At 70.2% G+C, this 19,013-nt stretch carries 21 protein-coding genes; 12 read left to right on the forward strand and 9 right to left on the reverse strand.

The window, feature by feature from the left end:
• Nucleotides 1–86 precede the first annotated feature (86 nt).
• Nucleotides 87–251: a 50S ribosomal protein L33 gene (rpmG, locus tag ACWCQM_RS33420; protein WP_073749536.1), complete on the forward strand. Its 165-nt coding sequence runs from the start codon at nucleotides 87–89 to the stop codon at nucleotides 249–251.
• Between the two features lie 254 nt (nucleotides 252–505).
• On the opposite strand, the gene ACWCQM_RS33425 is transcribed toward rpmG, so the two are convergent.
• A complete protein-coding gene (locus tag ACWCQM_RS33425) occupies nucleotides 506–1,006 on the reverse strand; it encodes a tetratricopeptide repeat protein (protein WP_450918820.1) in 501 nt (166 codons plus the stop codon).
• Nucleotides 1,007–1,106: 100 nt separating this feature from the next.
• On the opposite strand from ACWCQM_RS33425, the gene ACWCQM_RS33430 reads away from it, so the two are divergent.
• Nucleotides 1,107–1,865, forward strand: coding sequence for a VanZ family protein (locus tag ACWCQM_RS33430; RefSeq protein WP_450918821.1), 759 nt, complete (start codon nucleotides 1,107–1,109; stop codon nucleotides 1,863–1,865).
• On the opposite strand, the gene ACWCQM_RS33435 is transcribed toward ACWCQM_RS33430, so the two are convergent.
• On the reverse strand, nucleotides 1,862–3,616 hold the full coding sequence (locus ACWCQM_RS33435) for a glycoside hydrolase family 6 protein (RefSeq protein WP_450918822.1): 1,755 nt from the start codon (nucleotides 3,614–3,616) through the stop codon (nucleotides 1,862–1,864). The genes ACWCQM_RS33430 and ACWCQM_RS33435 overlap by 4 nt on opposite strands.
• Nucleotides 3,617–4,780: 1,164 nt before the next feature.
• Here ACWCQM_RS33435 and ACWCQM_RS33440 point away from each other — a divergent pair.
• The 7 genes from ACWCQM_RS33440 (at nucleotide 4,781) to ACWCQM_RS33470 (ending at nucleotide 11,623) form a co-directional block, all read left to right on the forward strand.
• The gene (locus ACWCQM_RS33440) at nucleotides 4,781–7,732 is read left to right on the forward strand and encodes a glycoside hydrolase family 48 protein (protein ID WP_450918823.1); all 2,952 of its coding nucleotides are present in this window, start codon (nucleotides 4,781–4,783) and stop codon (nucleotides 7,730–7,732) included.
• Nucleotides 7,733–7,859: 127 nt separating this feature from the next.
• Entirely contained in the window at nucleotides 7,860–8,375 is a 516-nt protein-coding gene (locus tag ACWCQM_RS33445; protein WP_450918824.1) for a DinB family protein, read from the forward strand.
• 82 nt (nucleotides 8,376–8,457) lie between these two features.
• Nucleotides 8,458–9,171 carry a DUF4230 domain-containing protein gene (locus ACWCQM_RS33450; RefSeq protein WP_450918825.1) on the forward strand — a complete coding sequence of 238 codons (714 nt, stop codon included), beginning with the start codon at nucleotides 8,458–8,460 and terminating at the stop codon, nucleotides 9,169–9,171.
• Nucleotides 9,172–9,183: 12 nt separating this feature from the next.
• A complete protein-coding gene (locus ACWCQM_RS33455; RefSeq protein ID WP_450918826.1) occupies nucleotides 9,184–9,672 on the forward strand; it encodes a TNT domain-containing protein in 489 nt (162 codons plus the stop codon).
• 13 nt (nucleotides 9,673–9,685) lie between these two features.
• Nucleotides 9,686–9,928, forward strand: coding sequence for a hypothetical protein (locus ACWCQM_RS33460; protein ID WP_450918827.1), 243 nt, complete (start codon nucleotides 9,686–9,688; stop codon nucleotides 9,926–9,928).
• Between the two features lie 125 nt (nucleotides 9,929–10,053).
• Nucleotides 10,054–11,061: an alpha/beta fold hydrolase gene (locus ACWCQM_RS33465; protein WP_450918828.1), complete on the forward strand. Its 1,008-nt coding sequence runs from the start codon at nucleotides 10,054–10,056 to the stop codon at nucleotides 11,059–11,061.
• A 52-nt stretch (nucleotides 11,062–11,113) separates the two neighbouring features.
• A complete protein-coding gene (locus ACWCQM_RS33470) occupies nucleotides 11,114–11,623 on the forward strand; it encodes a mycothiol transferase (protein ID WP_267077632.1) in 510 nt (169 codons plus the stop codon).
• On the opposite strand, the gene ACWCQM_RS33475 is transcribed toward ACWCQM_RS33470, so the two are convergent.
• On the reverse strand, nucleotides 11,584–12,420 hold the full coding sequence (locus tag ACWCQM_RS33475) for an AraC family transcriptional regulator (RefSeq protein ID WP_450918829.1): 837 nt from the start codon (nucleotides 12,418–12,420) through the stop codon (nucleotides 11,584–11,586). The two genes, ACWCQM_RS33470 and ACWCQM_RS33475, sit on opposite strands and share 40 nt — an antisense overlap.
• A gap of 86 nt (nucleotides 12,421–12,506) precedes the next feature.
• Here ACWCQM_RS33475 and ACWCQM_RS33480 point away from each other — a divergent pair, with 86 nt between their 5' ends.
• Both ACWCQM_RS33480 and ACWCQM_RS33485 read left to right on the forward strand, forming a co-directional pair.
• Nucleotides 12,507–12,938 carry a DUF2000 family protein gene (locus tag ACWCQM_RS33480; RefSeq protein WP_450918830.1) on the forward strand — a complete coding sequence of 144 codons (432 nt, stop codon included), beginning with the start codon at nucleotides 12,507–12,509 and terminating at the stop codon, nucleotides 12,936–12,938.
• 124 nt (nucleotides 12,939–13,062) lie between these two features.
• Nucleotides 13,063–13,350, forward strand: coding sequence for a hypothetical protein (locus ACWCQM_RS33485; protein ID WP_450918831.1), 288 nt, complete (start codon nucleotides 13,063–13,065; stop codon nucleotides 13,348–13,350).
• 23 nt (nucleotides 13,351–13,373) lie between these two features.
• Here the strand turns inward: ACWCQM_RS33485 and ACWCQM_RS33490 are convergent, their stop codons facing one another.
• The 6 genes from ACWCQM_RS33490 to ACWCQM_RS33515 form a co-directional block, all read right to left on the reverse strand.
• Nucleotides 13,374–13,805, reverse strand: coding sequence for a protein-tyrosine phosphatase family protein (locus ACWCQM_RS33490; RefSeq protein ID WP_450918832.1), 432 nt, complete (start codon nucleotides 13,803–13,805; stop codon nucleotides 13,374–13,376).
• An 8-nt stretch (nucleotides 13,806–13,813) separates the two neighbouring features.
• Entirely contained in the window at nucleotides 13,814–14,086 is a 273-nt protein-coding gene (locus ACWCQM_RS33495) for an HPr family phosphocarrier protein (RefSeq protein ID WP_450918833.1), read from the reverse strand.
• A 55-nt stretch (nucleotides 14,087–14,141) separates the two neighbouring features.
• A complete protein-coding gene (locus ACWCQM_RS33500) occupies nucleotides 14,142–16,121 on the reverse strand; it encodes a PTS fructose transporter subunit IIABC (RefSeq protein WP_450918834.1) in 1,980 nt (659 codons plus the stop codon).
• A gap of 81 nt (nucleotides 16,122–16,202) precedes the next feature.
• Nucleotides 16,203–17,150: a 1-phosphofructokinase gene (pfkB, locus tag ACWCQM_RS33505; protein ID WP_450918835.1), complete on the reverse strand. Its 948-nt coding sequence runs from the start codon at nucleotides 17,148–17,150 to the stop codon at nucleotides 16,203–16,205.
• Complete coding sequence (locus ACWCQM_RS33510; protein WP_450918864.1) at nucleotides 17,147–17,908, reverse strand: DeoR/GlpR family DNA-binding transcription regulator; 762 nt, start codon at nucleotides 17,906–17,908, stop codon at nucleotides 17,147–17,149. Before ACWCQM_RS33510 ends, pfkB begins: the two co-directional genes overlap by 4 nt.
• A 155-nt stretch (nucleotides 17,909–18,063) precedes the next feature.
• Nucleotides 18,064–18,318, reverse strand: a complete 255-nt coding sequence (locus ACWCQM_RS33515; RefSeq protein WP_450918836.1) for a DUF6296 family protein — start codon at nucleotides 18,316–18,318, stop codon at nucleotides 18,064–18,066.
• A gap of 279 nt (nucleotides 18,319–18,597) precedes the next feature.
• Between ACWCQM_RS33515 and ACWCQM_RS33520 the strand changes: the two genes are divergently transcribed.
• Entirely contained in the window at nucleotides 18,598–18,852 is a 255-nt protein-coding gene (locus ACWCQM_RS33520) for a DUF5133 domain-containing protein (RefSeq protein ID WP_450918837.1), read from the forward strand.
• Nucleotides 18,853–19,013: the final 161 nt, after the last annotated feature.

The raw sequence follows: 19,013 nt of genomic DNA on the forward strand, positions 1-19,013 counted from the left end.
CGCCCTCGTGCGTTGGAGGGGTCAGTAAAGAAAACGACACCCATTCCCATCCAGGGGCTGGGGTCGGCACCTTCTCTGGAGGCCTCATGGCGCGCAACGAGACCAGGCCCGTCGTGCTGCTCCGGTCGACGGCCGGAACCGGCCACACCTATGTCACGCGGAAGAACCGGCGCAACGACCCCGACCGGCTGGAGCTGCGGAAGTTCGACCCGGCCGCCGGGCGTCACGTCGTGTTCCGCGAGGCCCGCTGACCTTCGGCAGTGCCGTCGCGCCGCCGCCGGCGCACCCCTCTGACCTGTGCGGTCGTGGTGTGGATCACATGAAGGGGTGCCGGTTCCAGGGAACGCGGCGTGGTGGTTTATCGTTCATCTATACGTGGGAGCGGCCGGGCGGAGCCCGCTGGACAGCGAGCCGCCTTCGCCCCCGCACACAGACCGCCCCGGCTGGATTCCCCCGATCCGGCCGGGGCTTCCCTCTGCCCCCCCTCGCAGGGGTCGGACCGGCATCACATGGTCCGCGTCAGGTCCGCGGCGTAGTGCTCGATCGCGGGCCGGTAGCTCCGCACGTGCGGGCTGTCGCTCGTCGTCGCCACCAGGTGCAGCAGGAGCTGCATGGCCTCGTGATGCTCGCCGGTGTTGAAGAGGGCCATGGACAGGAACGTGCGCAGGGCGCCGTCGTCCGGGAACTCCTCCACGCCGCGGCGCAGCGTCTCGACGGCCTGCCCGAACCTGCCGAGCACGCGGTAGGTGCTGCCGAGTCCCACCAGAGCTCCCCGGCGGTCCTCCTCGGTGAGCCCCTCGCCCTGGAGACAGCGCTCGTAGTACGGCACGGCCTCCGCCTCCAGGCCGAGCACATCGTGGACCCAGGCGGTCTGATAGGCGACGTCCGCGTCGTCCGGGAACGAGGCGGTGAGGGCGAGGAGGCGTTCCCTGGCCTGCTCGGGATGGCCCTGTTCGCGAAGCCGTACGGCCTCCGCCAGCGGTTCGTCCTTGTTCTGTGCGCTCATGCGCACATGGTCGCACCCGGCGGTGGGTGTGGCCGACGGAGTTGGGGGCATCCGATCCGCCATGACAGCAGAGGCGGATCGTAGTGCACGACGCAGAGGTATGGCACGACTTCTGCTGCGGGCGGTGGTTCTGGCGGCGGCTTTCCTGGCCCTGGTGGCCTTCTCCGTCGTACTGGCGAAGGTGACGCTCACCCCGTCACCCGCTTCGGAGGGCATCGTGACGTCCAACCTGCGGCCGGGGCGGTCCCTGCGGCAGTACGCGGAGGACTACACTTTCCTCGCGGCATGCAAGCAGGCGGGCGGAAACCTGCTGCTCGGCGCGCCGTTCGGGGTGCTGCTGCCGATCATGGTGCCGCGCCGGCTGCGGATGTTCAGGATGATCGTGTTGACCGTGCTGGTCATAGCGGTCGTCGAACTGGCGCAGGGTGCGCTCGTGGCGGGTCGGGCCTTCGACATCGACGACGTCATCCTCAACACCACGGGTGCGCTGCTGGGATACCTGGTGCTGGGGCGGCGCATCAGCCACCGCTACCACGAACTGTCCGTGAAGCCGGCTCCCGTGGACACGGCCGGCACGAAGACGAAGGCCGGCAAGGCAAAGCCCGCCGCCAAGGCCAGGCCCGGCACGAAGGCCGCCCCCGCCACGAAGGCCGCTCCCGGCACGAAGGCCGGGCAGGGAAAGTCGGGCGTGATGGCGAAGGTCAAGCCCCGCACCGGGGCCGGTGCGAAGGCCGACTCCGGCGCACGCCGGAGCGCGCCCGCGCCGGTAGCTCGCGGACGCGCTCTTCTCGACAAGTGGCGTGGTCATCGGGAGGACCCGGGCGGGAGAGCGCCCGGAACCCGCCGACGTGGAGCCTAGAGCGCCGGGTAGGCGTTCTTCATGAGCTCCTGGAACTGCGCCGAGAACCACTGGCCGGAGATGGGGGCGTCGGGCAGCGCACCGGACATGCTGTTGTTGTTGCGTGCGTTACCCGTGTAGGTCGGGTCGCACATCCGGTCGAATCCCTTGCCATCGGGGTTATCGATCAACTTGCTGGAGCCGTCCGACTCCCCCGGGGGCTTCATCCAGACGTACGCGTCGATGCCGGCCGCGGGCGCCGCCGTCGGCCGTTCGCCGAGACCCGCACCGGACTGGTTGCACCAGTTGCCGAGGTGGATGCGCCGGTCGATACGGCCGCCGTCCACGTAGGTGTCGACGCTGGTGGTGGCGCCAGGCCCGGTCGGACGCTGCGTGCCGCCCCAGCCGTTGCGCGAGGTGTCGATCAGCATGCCGATGTCGGACTTGAAGCCGACCGAGACCAGCTCGTTGCGGAAGGCCTGCGCGAACGACTGCTCGTCCGTGTAGCGGTTCCAGTCGACCCACTTCGACTGACGCACCGAGGTTCCGTTGACGGAGTCCTCGATCTTGAAGTTGGTCTCCTTGAGCGCGCTGTAGTTGGCCGTGTTGGTGATGAAGCCGTGGACGTCGGCGACGGTCGCGCCCTCGGTGGTCGCGGCCTCGTGGAAGAGGTCCGCGGAGGCTCCGAAGTTGTCGTCCCAGCCGATCCAGCCGTGGTGCCCGGCGTCGATGTAGTTGTAGACGTTGGGCGCGTCGCCGAGCTTGTTCAGCGCGTAGCCGACGCCCTTCTGGTAGTTGCCGTTGGCCTTCATCACGTCACAGGCCGGGGTGGCCGTGGCGCGGCTGCCGGTGTTGGTGACCAGGTTCGGCAGCGAGTCGATCTCGATGGTGGTGACGATGCGCAGACCCGCGTACTTCGAGTCGGCGAGGATCGCCGCGATCGGGTCGATGTACTCCGTCTTGTAACGGCCGATCTCGGTGGGGCCGAGCTCACCGTTGGAGGCGAGAGCCGCACAGTCACGTCCGGGCAGGTTGTAGATGACGAGCTGGACGACCAACTCGCCGGAGCCCTTCTGCGTCAGGGCCGCGTCCAGGTGGTCGCGCAGGCCCATACCGCCGTTGGCGCCCTTGATGGCGGCGATCCGGTCGAGCCAGACACCTGTCGGCTGGTTGGAGATCCGGCTTCCGCCCGGCTCGGCGGCGGCCTTCTCCGACCACTCCGGGTTCACGTAGACCTTGGCGCCCTCGTAGGGGTTGTTCACCTTGCTGCCCGCGGGGGGATCGGTGGGCGGGTCGGTCGGGTCCGGCGGGTCGGTCGGACCCGTCACATCGCCGTTGCAGGTGACGCCGTTCAGCTTGAAGGTCGCGGGGACGGTGCTGTTGCCGCTGCCCGTCGCGTTGAAGCCGAAGGAGGCGGATGAACCGGTGGCCAGCGCGCCGTTGTAGGAGAGGCTCTTCGCGGTGACCGCGGCCCCGCTCTGGGTGACGGTGGCGTTCCAGCCCTGGCTGACCTTCTCGCCGGCGGCGAACGACCACTCCAGCTGCCAGCTGGACACGGCGTCACCGGTGTTCGTGACGCTCACCGAGGCAGTGAGCCCGCCGTTCCACTGATTCTGGATCTTGTAGTCGACGGTGCAGCCGGCCGCCGCTGCTGCGGCGGTACCGAAGGGGACCGCCGCGGCGGCGGATCCCGCGGCTGCGGCGACGAGGGCTCCCGCCGCTATGAGCGCCATTCTGGGTCGGCGCAGGGTGGTGCGGCTCGTGCGGCTCATGCGAATTCCGTTTCCTCAGCTGTAGAGGGCGCGCGGAGATGACGCGGCCCGATTCCGTACGGGGTGGGGATTCCGTTCGTAGTCGCTGATCAAGGACAGGCCTGTGGAGTGGTCCCACGCGTTACAGGTCCGTCCGGTGGAGCGGGGTCCGCGGTCGTCGAACCGCTGCGTGACCCGTCGGCCGAAGCCGTGGGGACAGGGGTTCACACCGGTCTCGCCTGTGGCGAGGGGGACTTCGGTGTCGACCGGTGCGAGCGGGGACTTCCAGCGGTCCTCGTTCGCACGGACTTCTCAGTTGTGGACGCGCCGGGCGGTGGCGGCGGGCTCTGGATGCCCGCGGCCTCGTGGCCGTCGCCCGGACAGGTACGGCCGGGGTGCGCGTCGGAGCTGCCGGCGATGTCGCCGGTGTGGTGTTCCCGGGGCGGGTGCTTTCCGGCCCGGGGGAGCCGTGCCGTGGTCCTCGCCGTACGGAGAGGGGTCCTTCACGGCGCTGTGGTCGTTCTCGCCCGCATACTGCGGCTTCATCGTGGTCCGGCCCAGCCGGTACTCCTTCGTCGAGGGGGCAAGGGGGGTCCCGGCGTGCTCGTCGTCGGCCGCCCGCACGGAGGCGTCGTCGAGTAGCTCGCTGTTCCGGGCGCCCGGTTCGGGCAGCCCGTGGGTGGAGGCGGAGAGAACCGCCGGCGCAGTGGATCCGGTCGGACCGGGGCTCGCACCGATCGCAGATGTCCCGTCCGGTCTCGTTTTTGCCGCGGTGCCGGCCTCCTGGATGCCGCCGTCCACCGTGCGTACGGGGGCGGATCCGGAAGCAGCGGCCATGCGGGCGGCAACGAGGCCGGCCGTGGCGAACACTGCTCCGAGGAGCAGCCTGAACAGGTGCGAGAAGTGCGAGGGGTGACGCATGAGCGACTCCTTGCAGATCGGGCATGCCCCCTACGGCACGTCCACTGATGGAACCGCTCCCACTGGTGTGGCATGACGTTAGAGCGTCAAGTGGTGTCGGTCAACACACCAGTTCTCAACTCTTGCTATCGAAATAATTCGACTCTTCAAGTCTCTTGACTCTCTTTTTCCTCATCCCCATGCTGGGAGCGCTCCCACTGGTTCAAGGCTTGTGCTCAACCCCGCACGCCCCCCATGTCGCCGAGCCGCGAGGAGGTACCGCGCATGCCATCGGGACGCGCACGAAGAACGTGGTTACCGAGAAGACCGGGAAGAACCGGAGCCGGAAACCGACGGTTGTGGACAGCATTCGTTGCCGCACTGGCCCTCCCACTGGGTATGACCGCAGCAGCCGGTACACCGGCCCAGGCCGCAGCCGTCCAATGCAGCGTCGACTACAAGGCGAACGACTGGGGTTCGGGCTTCAGCACCGAACTCACCGTCACCAACAGGAGCACGGCCGCGATCGACGGCTGGACCCTGACCTACGCGTACGCCGGCAACCAGCAGCTCACCAACGGCTGGAACGGGACCTGGTCCCAGTCGGGCAAGAACGTCACCGTCAAGAACGCTGCCTGGAACGGCACCGTGGCCGCCGGAGCGGCGGTCACCACAGGGGCGCAGTTCTCCTACAGCGGCACCAACACCGCACCGACCACCTTCGCGGTCAACGGCACGGCGTGCACGGGCGCGCACCAGCCGCCGATCGCCGTCCTCACCAGTCCGGCGGCGGGCGCCGTCTTCTCCGCCGGCGACGCGATTCCGATGGCCGCCACCGCGGCGGCCGCGGACGGGGCGGGAATCAGCAAGGTCGAGTTCTACGACGACACCACGCTGCTGGGCACCGACACGACGTCCCCGTACACGTTCAGCGCCACAGGCCTCGCAGCCGGCGGCCACTCCGTGTATGCCAGGGCGTACGACAGCCTCGGCGCGTCCGCCGAGTCGACACCCGCCGGCATCACCGTCGTCGCGGGTCCGGCCGTCGTCGCCACACCCGCCCAACTGGGCGTTCAGCAGGGCAAGTCGGGGACCTTCAACGTATCGCTGTCCACCGCGCCCACCTCCCCGGTCACCGTCACGGTGGCGAGGACCGCGGGCAACACGGGCCTCAGCGTCACCGGCGGTGCGAGCCTCACCTTCACCTCGGCGAACTGGTCCACGCCCCAGAAGGTGACCGTCACGGCGGACGCCTCCGGCACCGGGGCCGCGACCTTCACCGTGACCGCCCCGGGCCACAGCAAGTCCGAGGTCACCGTCACCCAGCTCGCGGAGGCGAAGGACTACGACGCCCGCTTCCTCGACCTGTACGGGAAGATCACGGACCCGGCCAACGGCTACTTCTCCTCGGAGGGCATCCCCTACCACTCCGTGGAGACGCTGATCGTCGAGGCGCCCGACCACGGCCATGAGACGACCTCGGAAGCGTACAGCTACCTGATCTGGATCCAGGCGATGTACGGAAAGATCACCGGGGACTGGACGAAGTTCAACGGTGCGTGGGACACCATGGAGAAGTACATGATCCCCACCCACGCCGACCAGCCCACGAACTCCTTCTACAACGCGTCCAAGCCCGCCACCTACGCGCCCGAGCACGACACCCCGAACGAGTACCCGGCCGTCCTCGACGGTTCGGCGACCTCCGGATCGGACCCCATCGCGGCCGAGCTGAAGAGCGCGTACGGCACCGATGACATCTACGGGATGCACTGGATCCAGGACGTGGACAACGTCTACGGATTCGGCAACACGCCCGGGAAGTGCTCGGCAGGTCCCACGGAGACCGGGCCCTCGTACATCAACACCTTCCAGCGCGGGTCCCAGGAGTCGGTCTGGGAGACCGTCACCCACCCGACCTGCGACAACTTCACCTACGGCGGGGACAACGGCTACCTGGACCTGTTCACGGGTGACGCCTCCTACGCCAAGCAGTGGAAGTTCACCAACGCCCCCGACGCGGACGCACGCGCAGTACAGGCCGCCTACTGGGCGGACGTCTGGGCGAAGGAGCAGGGCAAGTCGGCCGAGGTCTCGGCGACCGTCGGCAAGGCGGCGAAGATGGGTGACTATCTCCGCTACTCCATGTTCGACAAGTACTTCAAGAAGGTCGGCAACTGCGTCGGCCCGACCACCTGCCCGGCCGGCAGCGGCAAGGACAGCGCGCACTACCTGATGTCCTGGTACTACGCCTGGGGCGGCGCCACCAACACCTCGGCAGGCTGGTCCTGGCGCATCGGATCCAGCCACGCCCACGGCGGATACCAGAACCCGATGGCGGCCTACGCGCTGAGCTCGGTCGCCGACCTCAAGCCGAAGTCGGCCACCGGGCAGCAGGACTGGGCCAAGAGCCTGGACCGGCAGATGGACTTCTACCAGTGGCTCCAGTCCGACGAGGGTGCCATCGCGGGCGGCGCCACCAACAGCTGGAAGGGCAGCTACGCCCAGCCGCCGGCCGGTACCCCGACCTTCTACGGCATGTACTACGACGAGAAGCCCGTGTACCACGACCCGCCGTCCAACCAGTGGTTCGGCTTCCAGGCGTGGTCCATGGAGCGCGTCGCCGAGTACTACCACGAGTCGGGCGACGCCCAGGCCAAGGCCGTGCTGGACAAGTGGGTCGACTGGGCCCTTTCCGAGACGACCATCAACCCGGACGGCACCTATCTCATGCCGTCCACCCTCAAGTGGTCCGGCGCCCCCGACACCTGGAACGCGTCGAGCCCCGGTGCCAACGCCGGACTCCACGTCACGGTCGCCGACTACACCAACGACGTCGGTGTGGCCGGTGCCTATGCCAGGACGCTGACCTACTACGCCGCCAAGTCCGGTGACACGGAGGCGAAGACCGTCGCCGAGGGTCTGCTCGACGGCATGTGGAGCCACTACCAGGACGACGCCGGTGTCGCGGTGCCCGAGACGCGCGCCGACTACAACCGGTTCGACGACCCGGTGTACGTCCCGAACGGCTGGACGGGCGCCATGCCCAACGGAGACACCGTCGACAACGACTCGACGTTCCTCTCCATCCGGTCGTTCTACAAGGACGACCCGAACTGGCCGAAGGTGCAGGCATACCTGGACGGCGGAGCCGCCCCGGTCTTCACCTACCACCGGTTCTGGGCACAGGCCGACATCGCCCTGGCTCTGGGGGCATACGCGGATCTCCTGGAGTGACTGACCGCACCTGAACGACCGCTTCCCCAGGGGTCCCGGCCGTCGGCAGCAGCCGCCGGCTGCCGGGACCCCGTTCAGCGCGCACAGGGGGCTCGCGGACATCCGCGTCCCCGGGCATGATCATGCGATGACATGGACAGCACCCGAAGCCATCCGCACCACAGGACCGCTGACCGGAGGTGAGCGCGAGACCCTGGCCGGGTTCCTGGCCTTCTACCGCAGCACACTCCTGCAGAAGTGCGCCGGTCTGACGGGCGAGCAACTGGCCTCCCAGACCGTCGAACCCTCCAACCTCACCCTGCTCGGCCTGATCAGACACATGGCCAAGGTCGAACGCATCTGGTTCCGCGAGGGCTTCGCGGGCCGTTCGCTGGAACCGATGTACGACCCGGAGAAGGGCAAGGACGCCGATTTCGAGGACCTGTCACCGGAGCGCGCCCCCGACGACTACGCCCGCCTGGTCGAGGAGATCCGCCTCGCCGACGAGGCCGCGGCCGGAGCCTCGCTGGACGAGACCTTCACCCGGCGCGGCACGCTCTACTCGCTGCGCACGGTGCACGTCCACATGATCGCCGAATACGCGCGGCACATCGGCCACGCGGACCTGCTGCGGGAACGCCTCGACGGCAGCACCGGAGCCTGAGTGCTGCGCCTGCACTACAGGATCTGGCGTAGTCGGCACAACCCGGCGGACTGAAACCGCCCGACGGGGTCACACGGAAGGTATGACGTCCACTGACGTAAGGACAGACAGCAAGGGCGAACCCGGCCATGGCGACACGCCGCGCCGCCGCGCCCGCACGCGAGGATGCCTGCCGTTCGCCGGGGTGTGCGCGGCGGCGCTGGTCCTGCTGTTCCTGGGCAGCAGGCTCAGCCTGGTGCCCGGATTCGGAGACCTCTTCGGCGAGGAGACCACCGACCGCTCCGGTCCCGCGGTCCTCAAGTCCATCCAGGACATGAGCGCCTACGAGGCCGCGTCGGGCAACTTCCAGGTCGTCGTCGACCTGGAGAAGGACGCCAAGTTCCTGCCCGACGCCATCCGGGGCACCCGCACTCTGTACGTCGGCGCGGGCACGGTCGGGGCCTCCGTCGACCTCGGGAAGGTCGGGGCGAACGGGGTGCGCGTCAACGAGGACCGCACCACGGCCGAACTCCGCCTGCCCCACGCGGTGCTGGGCAAGCCCGCCCTGAATCCGGACCGCTCCTACGCCGTGTCCAAGCAGCGGGGACTCCTCGACCGGCTGGGCGACTTCTTCTCCGACAACCCCGGCAGCGAACAGGCCGTCAACAAACTGGCCGCCAAGCACATCGGCGAGGCGGCGAAGGAGAGCGGGCTCACGGAACGGGCGGAGAAGAACACCACCTCCATGCTCCAGGGACTGCTCGGCTCGCTCGGATTCGAGAAGGTGACCGTCACCTACACCGATGCGGCCACCTGACCCCGCGCACCCGTGCCGCGGCGGCACCAGGGCCCTCGGGGCACGGCTGTTCAGCGGCGAGCGCCCCCCACGGCATGGCGTGACGACTGTGCGGAATTGGACGGTTACCCAACGGCGGCCGTCCGCCACGACCCCTGCACCGGCGAGTTCCTGGGAGACGCGCGGCCCGGCCCCCAGTGGCTGCGCACCGGTCAGCGCCTGGACCGCTTCGGTTCGGAGCACGGCGGCTACCTCGCGCCGGCCGGAGACGCGTACGAGGAGCGCGCCCTGCCCCCGCAGAACCTGAACACCCCTGACGCGGACGTCCCTTGCGACTACCGCGTCTACAAGGTCGCCAAGCCGTTCTGGGTCTGGCAGGGCAGCATCGCCCCCTGGGTCGAGCAGTCCGGAGGAGGTCAGCAGATCAAGCTCGACGCCGTCTTCCTCGGCCCGGGCGAGGGACAGCGGCTCAACGTGAAGTGGCTGCTGGACCACGACTACCTCACCCCCGCGGGCGGGTAGGCGGGAGCAGCCCATGGAACGCCGGGAACTGCGGGAAGCGCTGGACGCGGCAGGCGTCGCGGACGGCTACTACAGGATCGAAGGCGTTCACGAACCGGTCCCCACACCCCCGGACTTCCTGCTCCTCAGGAAGGCGCCCGACGGGGTGTGGGAGACCGGTGCGTACGAGCGCGGGACGTACGAGGTGATCGCCCGGCACCCCGACGAGGCCTCGGCCTGCGCACACCTCATGCGCCTCCTCGTCGGCGCGGGCTGAGCGGGCGGCGGGCCGGTTTGCCGGAACGGCAAGTTCTCTTGTCCGCTCCTGCGCCGGAGCCGAATCATGGTGGCAGCCGGCCCCACGGACCGACGTGGGCCGGCCCCGGCAGCCCGAGGAGAGACATGCCCCAGCCCCTTCCCGCCGCAGAGCCCTCCGTGACCGTCCCCGGGGCGGTCCACCGTCTGGTGGACGTCCCCGGCGGCCGGATCCATCTGCTCGAACAGGGGACGGGCCCTCTCGTCCTCCTCGTCCACGGATTCCCCGAGACCTCGTACTCCTGGCGTCATCAGCTCGCGGCCCTCGCCGCCGCGGGCTACCGCGCGGTCGCCGTCGACGTACGCGGCTACGGGCGTTCCTCGGCCCCGGATCCCGTGGAGGCCTACCGGATGACGGCGCTGGTCGCCGACGCCGTCGGTGTCGTCCACGCGCTGGGCGAGGAGACAGCGACAGTCGTCGGCCACGACTGGGGCTCTCCCATCGCCGCCAACTGCGCGCTGCTGCGGCCCGACATGTTCACCGCCGTGGGCATGCTCAGCGTCCCCTACGCCCCTTGGAACCCGGTCCGGCCGACCGACGGCTTCGCCCGTATCGGCGGGAGCGAGGAGTTCTACGTCAGCTACTTCCAGCAGCCCGGCCGCGCCGAGGCGGAGATCGAACCCGACGTACGCGGATGGCTCGCCGGCTTCTACACCTCGCTCTCCGCCGACACGATGCCGGGGCCCGGCGCCGAGAGCCCGTTCTTCGTGCCCGCCGGCGCGGCCATGAGCGGCCGCTTCACCCGCGGCCCCCTGCCGTCCTGGCTCACCGAGTCCGAACTGGACGTCTACGCGGCCGAGTTCGAGAGGACCGGCATGACCGGCGCACTCAACCGGTATCGCAACGTCGACCGCGACTGGGAGGACCTGGCTGTGTGGGACGGGGCCCGGCTCACCGCCCCCGCGCTCTTCGTCGGCGGTGCCCTGGACTCCTCCACCACCTGGATGGCCGACGCGATCGCCGCCTACCCCACCACGCTCCCCGGGCTCGTCTCCTCGCACATCCTGGACGGGTGCGGCCACTGGATCCAGCAGGAACGTGCCGCGGAGGTCAACGCCCTGCTCACGAAGTGGCTGCACACCGTGCACCCGTGACCGCCGCGTGTCGGAGTCGGGGGCCGGACGGGGGACGGGCCATGGTGGTCGTATGAACAGTGCAGGGATTCTCGCCGATGCGTTCGAGCGCATCCATGAAGCGGTGCACGCCGCCGTCGAAGGTCTCCCGTCCGAGGACCTCAACGCCAGGCTCGACGACGACGCCAACTCGATCGCCTGGCTCGTCTGGCACCTCACCCGTGTCCAGGACGACCATGTCGCCGACGCGGCGGGGACCGAACAGCTCTGGTTCGCGAAGGACTGGGCGTCCCGCTTCGAACTGCCCCTCGAAAAGGGCTCGACCGGCTACGGCCACAGCAGCGCGCAGGTCGCCTCGGTACGGGTGGAGTCGCCCGCCCTCCTCCTCGACTACTTCGACGCCGTGCACGCGCGGACCCTCGACTTCGTCCGCGGACTCGACGGCCGCGCCCTCGAACGCGTGGTCGACGACTCCTGGTCGCCCCCGGTCACCCTGGGCGTGCGGCTCGTCAGCGTCATCGCCGACGATCTGCAGCACGCCGGTCAGGCAGCCTTCGTCCGCGGTGCGCTGGAGCGCCGGTAGGCAGCCTGCCCGGCCCGCGCGTAGTGCCCCGGGCTCGTGCCGACCACCCGCTTGAAGTGCCGGGAGAAGTGCGACTGGTCGTAGAACCCCACCGAGGTCGCCACCTCCGGCGCGCGCATCCCCCCGAGCAGCAGACGCCGGGCCAGATCGACCCGGCGCGCCGTCAGGTACTGGTGCGGGGCCATACCGAACTCACGGCTGAAGGCCCGTACCAGGTGGGTGTGGTGGGAGTGCAGCAGCTCCGCCGCCTCGCGGAGCGTCACACCCTCCACGACGTGCTCGTCGAGCAGCTCCCGCAGCCGGTGGGCGAGCTTGGGATCGGGCACCGGCGGGGCGGCGGACTCGTCGCGCAGGTGGTGGGCGAGGCGTTCGGAGACGAGCGAGAGACGGCTCTGCGCCTCCAGTTCGTCGCCGGGCCGCTCCAGCGTCCGGTGGAGCTGGTCGACGCGGTGCCGGAGCCGGGGATCGTGCAGCACGGGGCGGTCCACCGCGCGCCCGGCCAGCCCGGCGTCGATCTGCGAGGTGTTGAGATACAGGACGCGCTTGCGGAAGCCCTCGGGAGTCGCCGCGTCGCCGTTGTGGGGGACGTGCGGAGGCAGCAGCGTCACCACCGAGCTGGGCGCTCCGTGTTCATGACGGTCCAGGTCGTAGCGGACCATTCCCTCGTCGACGATGAGCAGCGTCCACGCGTCGTGCGTGTGCATGGGATACGCGTGGTCCGCGAAGTGGGCGTGGAAGACCTCGTCGATTCCCTCGACCCGCGGACGCCACGCGGTGATGTCCGGACGTGCACCCATGGTTGAACCATACAAGAACCCCACCGTGGCCCGGCGTGCAAAGTTCGTACAAGACCCGCGGTGGTGGCCGGCGCCAGGCTGTCTCCATGACCGACGAGAACGCACCCGTACGCTTCGACACCAAGATCGCGGTACTGCTCCGCGACGACCTGGAGACCTGGCAGCGGCTCAACGTCACCGCCTTCCTGGTCAGCGGCCTCGGCACGAAGGTCCCCGAAGTCGTCGGCGAACCGTACGCGGACGCCGACGACACCCCCTACCTGCCCATGTTCCGCCAGCCGGTCCTCGTGTTCGCCGGTTCGAAGGAACTGCTGACGACCGCCCACACCCGGGCGGTGAGCCGGGGCGCGACCCTGGCCGTGTTCACTTCCGACCTCTTCGCCACCGGCCATGACGAGGCCAACAGGGCAGCCGTCCGTGCCGTGTCGCGGGACGCGATGGACCTGGTCGGCCTGGCCGTCCACGGGCCCCGCAACGCCGTGGACAAGATCCTCAAGGGCGCTTCCATGCACCCCTGACCGGTGCCCCGGCGTCACCGCCCGGATACTCCCGGGCACACCCGTGCGGGTGATGCTTCCCGGTGCCATACTCGAACCAAGTCCGCTTGACAGGCTTGTCACTGTCTCCGAAAGGCGACGCGTCATGAACTGGGCATCGTGGACTACCCTCGGTGTCTTCGCGGGAACCGGCGGAGTGCGCACCGAAGAGGTAGGTGTCGTGAGCGGTGATCTCACCGTGCACACGACGTGGACCGAAGGGCAGGCAGAGGTAGCCGTGCAGTACAGCGGTGCCTCGGACTGGTTCACACTGGCCGGCAGTCCGGTGCCGTGCCGTTCGGAGGAGGAAAGCCGGACCTTCCACCAGAGTGTCGTCGACGCCGTACGCGCCGGCGGCGGAGCAACGGTTCCGGTTCCGCACACGGTGGAGTGACCGACCCCGGCGGCTCCGGTACGTCAGCCCTCGGCGAAGCGCATGACGTACCGCCGCTGCCAGGGAGTTTCCACGGCCCTGGGGTGGTAGTGCCCGCGTACGTACGCGACCGCCTCGGCCGCCGGCACGCCGTCCAGCACGGCCAGACAGGCAAGCGCCGTACCGGTGCGTCCCCTGCCGCCCGCGCACGCGACCTCCACCCGGTCCAGCTCTGCCCGCCGCCATGTCTCGCTCAGCACCGCACGCGCGGCCGGGCGGTCGGCGGGCAGAAGGAAGTCCGGCCAGCGCAGCCACCTCGACTCCCAGGCCACCGGGGGTGGGGAAGCGCCCAGGAGGTGGACCGCGAAGGTGGGCGTGAGCCCTTCGGGGAGCGGGCGCCGCAGACCGCGCCCTCGGACAAGCCGCCCCGAAGGCAGCCGCAGCACCCCTTCACCTGCCGGATTCCAGCTGTCCATGGCGCTGCTCAGGCCTTCCCGTCGTGGTCCTCCGCCAGAAGGGTAGCCAGCTCGTCGACCGCCTCCGGCGCGCCTTCGCCCACAGCGGACAGCACCAGCTCATCGCCGTGCTGGGCGGCCAGCGAGAGCACCGAGAGCATGCTCCGGGCATCGACCGGATCGCGGCCGTCGCGGGCGACGGTCACCGGGACCGGCAGACGCGTGGCCGCCTGCACGAAGAGCGAGGCCGGACGGGCGTGCAGTCCGCTGCGGGAGCCGACGGAGACGGTGCGCTGGTACATGGGTTCACTCCTGTGGTGTGGGGATCTGTGGTGACGGATGGTGAGGAGCAGAGGATCAGACAGCTGCGGCGACCTCGGCGCCCTTCGCGGGGGAGGCGGTCTCCGGATCGCGGCGCATTCCCTTGAGGGCGAGGAGCAGGGCGGTGGACACCGCCGTTCCGGCGGCGATCGCCAGCAGGTAAAGGAACGGCTCGCCGATCAGCGGGACGACGAACACGCCACCGTGCGGGGCCCGGAGCGTGCAGCCGAAGGCCATGGAGAGCGCACCCGTGACCGCGCCGCCCGCCATCGCGGACGGGATCACCCGCAGCGGATCGGCCGCGGCGAACGGGATCGCACCCTCGGTGATGAAGGAGGCGCCCAAGACCCACGCGGCCCTGCCGTTCTCGCGCTCGGTCCGGGTGAACAGCCTGCCGCGCACGGTCGTGGCGAAGGCCAGCGCCAGCGGAGGCACCATCCCGGCCGCCATCACCGCGGCCATGACCTTGAGGCTGCCGGGGGTCGGATCGGCCAGGCCGCCGACCGCGAAGGCGTACGCCACCTTGTTCAGCGGGCCGCCCATGTCGAAGCACATCATCAGCCCGAGCACGACGCCGAGGATGACGGCGTTGGAGCCCGAGAGGCCGTTCAGCCAGTCGGTCAGGGCGTTCTGGAGCGAGGCGATCGGCTTGCCGACCACGATGAACATGAGGAAGCCGACCGCGGCCGAGGCAAGCAGGGGGATCACCAGCACCAGCATGATGCCGCGCAGCGTGGGATGCACCTTGACCCGCTGGATCGCCCTCACCACCGCACCCGCGAGCAGACCCGCGACCAGGCCGCCGAGGAATCCCGCGTCGATGGTGAGGGCGATGGCGCCGCCGACGAACCCGGGCACGAGAGCGGGCCTGTCGGCCATCCCGTAGGCGATGTACCCGGCGAGCACCGGGACCAGGAAGCCGAAGGCGGCACTGCCGATCTGGTTGAGCAGGGCGGCCCAGCTGTCCGCCTCGCCCCACACGAAGTGGTCGGCCACGGACTTCGCGCTCGCGATCTCGTAGCCGCCGATGGCGAACGAGAGGGCGATGAGCAGTCCTCCGGCCGCGACGAACGGCACCATGTAGCTGACGCCGGACATCAGATAGGTCCGCAGCCGGACGCCGAAGTGCCCTGGAGCGGCGTCGGGGCCACCTGCGCCCGCGTCCTCGCGGGCGTCGGAGATCCGGCTGATCTCTCCCCGCTCGGCCTTGCGCCGCGCCTCGGCGATGAGCTCGGCCGGCCGGTTGATCCCGGCCTTCACCCCGGTGTCGACGACCGGCTTGCCGCCGAACCGCGCCCTCTCCCGCACCTCCACGTCATGAGCCCAGATGACGGCGTCCGCTGCGGCGATCACTGCCGGATCCAGCCGCTCGAACCCCGCCGAGCCCTGGGTCTCCACGTGCAGCACGACACCCTCGGCGCGTGCGGCGGCCTCCAGCGATTCGGCTGCCATGTAGGTGTGCGCGATGCCGGTCGGACAGGAGGTGACGGCGACGATCCTGAAAGGCTCGGCGACCGCGGGCTCGGCGGCCTCCGGGCCGGCAGCGGCCCCGGTCGCGCCGGCCTCCGCGGGGACCTGTTCGCCGCTGATCAGGGCGGCGGCGACAGCGGGATCGCTCTCCGCCCGCAGCGCGCCGGTGAATCCGGGGTCCATGAGCCGCCGGGCCAGGGCCGACAGGATGGTGAGGTGGTCGTCGTCCGCGCCCGCGGGCGCGGCGATCAGGAAGATCAGATCCGCGGGCCCGTCCGGAGCACAGAAGTCGATGCCCCGGGGGCTGCGGCCGAACGCCAGCGTCGGCGCGGTGACATGCTCGCTCCGGCAGTGCGGAATGCCTATGCCGCCGTCGAGACCGGTCGGCATCTGGGCCTCACGGGCCGCCACATCGGCGAGAAACCCGTCGAGGTCCGTGACACGGCCGGCCGTGACCATCCGGTCGGCCAGTGAACGGGCGGCAGCGCTCTTCGTCTCGGCGGACAGATCGAGATCGACCAGTTCCGCGGTGATCAGCTCACTCATCGCGGGGCTCCTTGCTCGTGGACCGTCCGGGGGACGGCGCGGGGGGACGGGGAGTCGTACGACCGGACGGGGGCCGGGCGGTCACAGGGCCCGCTCCGGCAGAACCAGGTCCACGGGGACGTCCGCGGTGGTGACGACCGCGGACGGATCGAGGTCATCGGGCGTCGGCATGACGCTCCCGGGCAGCTGCACGGCGGCGGCGCCGTGCGCCACCGCTGCGGCGAGGGCAGCCCTGCCCGTGCCGCCGGCGGACAGGAACCCCGCCAGGGAGGCGTCTCCCGCTCCGACGTCGCTCCGCACCGCATCCACCGGGGCGGCAGCGAACTGCGCTCCCGAAGGCTCCACCAGCAGTTGTCCGCAGGCTCCCAGGCTGGCGAGCACCGAACGGGCGCCGAGCTCGCACAGCTCCTGCGCCGCCTTGAGCGCGTCGCCGACCGTGGCGAGCGGACGGCCGACGGCCTCGGCGAGCTCCTGCGTGTTCGGCTTGATCACATCCGGCCGCTCCGGCAGCGCGGCGAGCAGCGCGGCGCCGGAGGTGTCGAGAGCGATCCGGACACCGGCGCGGTGACTTCGGGCTACCAGCTCGGCGTACCAGCGGGGCGGCAGGCCACGCGGCAGACTTCCGCAGCAGGCGATCCAGTCCGCCCCCGCCGACCGGGCCCTGACCGTGTCCAGCAGGGACTCGGCCTCGGCGGTGGTGATCTCGGGGCCCGTGGCGTTGACCTTGGTGAGCGTTCCGTCGGGCTCGACGAGAGTGATGTTGACACGGGTGCTGCCGGCGATCGGCACACCGGCGGCCTCGATGCCGTGCTCGCCGAGGAGCCGCGCGAGCAGTGCGCCCTCCGGCCCGCCCAGCGGCGCGACCGCGACCGTACGGTGCCCGGCGGCGGCGATCGCGCGGGAGACGTTGACACCCTTGCCGCCGGGGTCGACCCGGTCGGCGGTGGCCCGCAGGACGGCACCGCGGGTGAGACCCGGCAGTTCATAGGTCCGGTCCAGGCTCGGATTGGGGGTGACGGTGAGGATCATGCGCGCACTACTTCCGTGCCCCGGCTCTCGATGTCCCGGGCGGCCTCGGGGCTGAGCCCCGCATCGGTGATGAGCAGGTCGACCTGGGACAGGTCGCCGAAGCGCGCGAAGTGCTCCTGGCCGCCCTTGCCCGAGTCGGCGAGAAGGACCACCCGGCGGGCTGCCGCGATCACGGCGCGCTTCACCGCGGCCTCGGCCAGGTCCGGGGTGGTGAGGCCGCCCTCGAGGGAGAAGCCGTTCGTGGCGAGGAAGACCACGTCCGCGTTGATCTCGGCGTACGCGCTCAGGGCCCAGGCGTCCACGGCAGCGCGGGTGCGGTGCCGGACCCGTCCGCCGACCAGATGCAGGGCGATGTCCGGGTGGTCGGACAGACGGGCGGCCACGGGCAGGGCGTGGGTGACCACGGTGAGGCGGGAGTCGATCGGCATGGCGGCGGCCAGCCTGACGGTCGTGGTTCCGGCGTCGATGATGATGTTGCCGTCGGCGGGGAGTTCGCTCAGGGCGGCGGCCGCGATGCGGTCCTTCTCGCCGGCCGCCACGGTGTCGCGTTCGGCGAGATCCGGTTCGAAACCGAGCCTCCCGGCCGGGATCGCTCCGCCGTGCACCCGGCGGAGAAGCCCCGCCCTGTCGAGTGCCTTGAGATCACGGCGCACGGTCTCCGCGGTCACCTGGAACTGCTCGGCCAGGGACAGCACGTCGACACGGCCGCTCTCGCTCGCGATGCGGAGAATCTCCTGCTGCCGCTCCGGTGCGTACATGTGGTTACGTTTCCGTTTCATGCCCGAGTCTGTTGTTTCACCGGCAGACTACGGACACGCCTCAAGAAAGTAAACACATTCGGACGAGACGTGGGCGGGGACGAACTTCGGACTCCGTCGCGCGGCCCGGGCCCCTCCGTGGGGGCCCGAGGTGCTCAGCGGGGACGGTGCGTGGCCGCGGACCGGCTCAGCGGTCGGACCCGCAGGGGCGCTCCGAGCATCTGGTGGCCGCCGCTGGCCTGCATGCGCACCTCGCCGCGCTCGCTGATCTCGGCGCGCACGATTCCGGTCTCGTCCTCGTAGACGGGGTAACCGCCCGCACCGGAGCGGGCCGTGAGGTGCACGACGACCACGTCGTCCTCGGCGCCGCCCGCCTGGAACATGAGCTCGTAACTCTCCGGGTAATCCATGACCGACCTCCCGACCGGGCGGGCACGTGGCGGCGACCGCCCGTCGTCCTCCATTGTTTCCCACGGGGGAGCACGGCGCTTCGGGAGCCCGGATAAGTGACCTTGTGTGACTGCGGATGCGGAATGGGTGAGCCGGGGCGACCATCATCTGCAAGGGATCGGACGCGTGCTGTCGGCTTCGCACGGCCGCCCGTGACGCCAGGCGGTTCCGCCGGCGCGATCGGACTTCGTCGGCGCGGGGCCCACGGGCTCCCGGCCGCCCTGTGGAGAGGAACTGCCGTGCTGATGGCCAATCCCGCAACGCTGCGGAATCTCGTCAAGCGCTACGAGTCACTGCGAAGTGCCCATGCGCGGCTCGGTACTTCCGAGAGCAGCCGTCGGCTGGAGGACGTGTCGTACACCCTCTGCGTCACGACCGGGACCAGGACCGTGCCGGACGCGCTGGCCGCGGCGGCGGCCCGGCTGGGCGCCGTGCCCTCCGCGGGTCCGCTCGGGAAGTCGGCCGGACCGGCCGAGGTGCAGCTGACCGCCTGACGCCGCACAGTGCCCACGGGGATGACGCCGGTTCCACGGAACCGGCGTCATCCGCGTGTGTGGATGGCGTGTCGCCCGGGGGTGCCGGGCGACACGCCGAATGGGCGGACGATGCCGTCGATCGGGTGACACCCGCCGGTCGGACAACATGACTGTTCGTG

Source organism: Streptomyces sp. NPDC002125, assembly GCF_053593715.1.